Source organism: Rhodococcus sp. (in: high G+C Gram-positive bacteria), assembly GCF_049286785.1.
Classification (GTDB): Bacteria; Actinomycetota; Actinomycetes; order Mycobacteriales; family Mycobacteriaceae; genus Rhodococcus_F.
Map to the genome: position 1 here is coordinate 1 of NZ_JBAQEO010000672.1, position 3095 is coordinate 3095.

Annotated in this window: 4 protein-coding genes; all 4 read left to right on the top strand. The window is 61.7% G+C overall.

Annotated elements, in window-relative coordinates:
• A partial coding sequence (locus tag WAW17_RS24160) for an MCE family protein (RefSeq protein WP_422335423.1) occupies positions 1-702 on the top strand: 702 nt, incomplete at its 5' end.
• A complete protein-coding gene (locus WAW17_RS24165) occupies positions 699-1718 on the top strand; it encodes an MCE family protein (RefSeq protein WP_422335424.1) in 1020 nt (339 codons plus the stop codon). The genes WAW17_RS24160 and WAW17_RS24165, both read left to right, overlap by 4 nt.
• Positions 1715-2878: an MCE family protein gene (locus WAW17_RS24170; RefSeq protein ID WP_422335425.1), complete on the top strand. Its 1164-nt coding sequence runs from the start codon at positions 1715-1717 to the stop codon at positions 2876-2878. The genes WAW17_RS24165 and WAW17_RS24170 overlap by 4 nt, the downstream gene beginning before the upstream one ends.
• Positions 2879-2881: 3 nt before the next feature.
• Positions 2882-3095, top strand: a 214-nt coding sequence (locus WAW17_RS24175; RefSeq protein WP_422335426.1) for an MlaD family protein, incomplete at its 3' end; no start/stop codon positions are given.

Genomic DNA, 3095 nt, shown 5'->3' on the forward strand with positions numbered 1-3095 from the left:
GCCCTCGCTACCGGGCTGCGAGGTCGTGGGCACGAGCTCGGTGAGACGCTGGCGGATGCGAACCGGACATTGACCGCACTGAATCCGGTGATGCCGCAGTTGCAGAGCGACCTGCGAGATACGGCAGTCGTCAGCACTACGTTCGGGGATTCGGCCGGAGACTTGATGTCGATCCTGCGTAATGTGACCACAACCTCCGGGACCATCGTCGAAGAACAGCAGAGCGTCGAGGCATTGCTGGTGTCGGCCATCGGATTCGGAACGACCGCAGGCGATTTCCTGGGGGCCAACGAGGACGGGATCGTCGACTCGTTTCGCTTGCTCACCCCCACCACCGAGTTGCTGGACGAGTACAGTTCGTCGTTCCCCTGCATCGCGAGTGCAGGAGCCAAGGCCGCGGAGGATATGATCCCGGCAGGCGCGAAGACCGGATACTCCCTCAATATGGATGCGGGTTTGACTACCGGCGACGACCCGTATACGTACCCGAAGAATCTCCCCGTCGTCGCGGCACACGGCGGATCGCGAGGCAAACCCGGCTGCTACCCCGAAATCGGCTGGGATACATACCCTGCCCCGCACCTGAGGATGAATACCGGGGCACCGCAGGGAGGACCGGGGACCTACCGCCCACGCCCGGCCAACCCCACACTGGTCGAGTATCTGTTCGGGAATGCGATCGGAGGCCCCGGACAACCATGAAAACCACATCGACGACCGTCAAGTTCACGATCTTCGTCGTGACGATGTGCCTCGTACTCTTCGCACTTGTCACGATCTTCGGAAAACTACGATTCCAGAGCCAGTCCGAATACCACGCGTTGTTCACCAACGTCTCCGGCCTGAAGTCCGGTGAGTTCGTACGCATCGCGGGAGTCGAAGCGGGCCGCGTGAAAGCCATCACCGTCGAAAATAGTTCGATCGCGCGGGTCACCTTCGCACTGGACAAGGACGTGGAGGTGTCGGAAGGGACGCGCGCCGTGGTGCGATACGAGAACCTGATCGGCGACCGGTACATGGAATTGACAGAGGGTCCGGGATCGCTGACGCCGATACCGCCGGGCGCCACGATAGGCATCGGCAATACTTCTCCCGCACTCGATCTCGATGCTCTCCTCGGCGGCTTCCGCCCGCTGTTAAGAGCTCTGGATCCGGAGCAGGTGAACAAACTGTCCGGCGAACTGATCGCCGTCTTCCAGGGGCAGGGAGGGACCATTGCCAACGTGTTGAGCCAGACCGCACAACTCACCAGCACGCTGGCCGACCGAGATCAACTGATCGGTTCGGTCATCACCAACCTCAACGGCCTTCTCCAGACCGTCGACCACAAGAACCGAGAGTTCGACTCGATGATCGACAAGCTGCAGGGTCTCGTCAGTGGAATTGCAGCACAGGCAGATCCCGTTTCCGACGCGCTTTCGCACAACAACAACGCGTCCGGCACGGTCGCGTCGCTGCTGGACTCGACTCGGCCGAGCATCAACACCGACATCGATCAGCTCCGCCGTCTCTCGACAAATGTCGACAACGATCGAGAGTATGTCGATCGATTGCTCTCGGAGCTGCCTGCGGACTATCAGCGCTTGAGCAGACAAGGCCTGTATGGCGATTTCTTCAGTTTCTACTTGTGCGACGTCACGTTGAAGGTGAACGGGGACAGGGGAGATCCGATGTACATCCCTGTCGTAGGACAACGGGCTGGGAGGTGCACACCGTGAAGGAGCGGTTGCCCGAGGGGCCGAATACCTTTCGAGTCGGCCTGATAGGAATCATCCTCACTCTGACGGTTGTCCTGTCTGCCCAGAATTACGACAAGATCCCCATTGTGGGGGCCCACCGCGAGTACCGTGCATATTTCGCGGAAGCGGGCGGATTGAAACCCGGTGCGCCCGTTGAGGTTGCCGGGGTGAAGGTCGGCAAGGTGGCCGATCTCGAACTGACCGGCGACAAGATCCTGATCCGATTCTCCGCAGAATCGGTCACCCTGGGCAACGACACGGAAGCAGCGATCAGGACCCGCACCATGCTCGGAAGCAAAACACTGGAACTGACTCCCCGCGGAGACGAACCCCTCGGGGCAGAGGACATCATCCCGTTGCAGAACACGACAAGTCCGTACCTTCTCACCGACACCCTGGGGGAATTGACGAACACGATCAGCGGCTTGGACACGGACGGCCTCGGCGAGGCGCTCGACGTACTCGGCGAGACGATGGACAAGAGCGAGCCCGATCTCGGTGCCCTGGACGGTGTATCGCGGTTCTCCTCCTCGATCAGCACCAGAGACGACCTCCTGAAGAGCCTGCTCGGTAACGCCGAGGGGGTGACGAACGTACTCGCCGAGCGCAGTGCTCAGCTCAATACGTTGATCCTGAGCGGCAGCACGCTGTTCACTGCGCTCGATCAGCGGCGACAGGCCATCGACATGCTCCTCGCCAACCTGACAGAGGCCTCTCGGCAACTGAGCGGACTGGTCGCCGAGAACGAGGCCCAGATGGCCCCGACCTTGGAGAAGGTCAATGCGGTGGTGGATCTGTTGAACGCCAGGAAGGCTGACATCGCGAATTCGCTTCTGCCCTTGAGCCAGTACGCGGGCTCCCTCGGCGAGTCCGTTGGCTCGGGCCCCTTCTTCAAGGCCTATGTCGGCAATCTCCTGCCGGGGCAGTTCCTCCAGCCATTCATCGACGCCGCGTTCTCGCAGGCCGGGGTGGATCCGGGAGTCCTCGGAACCTCCACCTACCCGATTGACGGAGGTTACAACCGCCCTCCGGGCACGATTCCGCCCACCGATACCGCTCCCGGGCCGAATACCCCGGTGCCATCGGCGCCGCCGGCACCGTTTCCGACGCTTCCGCGTATACCTGGATCGGGGGGCTGAATCGTGCAGATCCCGAAGATCCGGAAACATTGGGCGGTGATCGCCGTGGCAGCAGTCGCTGCCGCCGCAGTGGTCCTCACGACGGGCTGGCGTGTCTTCACGGAGGTGACGCGTACCTCTGTCACCGCGTACTTCACCACCGCCAACGGTCTCTACGAAGGGGACGAAGTACTGGTGCTGGGCATCAGGGTGGGTAGCGTCGACACGATCGAGCCGC

Coding starts and splice junctions, on each gene's coding strand:
- WAW17_RS24165 (WP_422335424.1), top strand. CDS start 699: ATGAAAACCACATCGACGACCGTCAAGTTCACGATCTTCGTCGTGACG.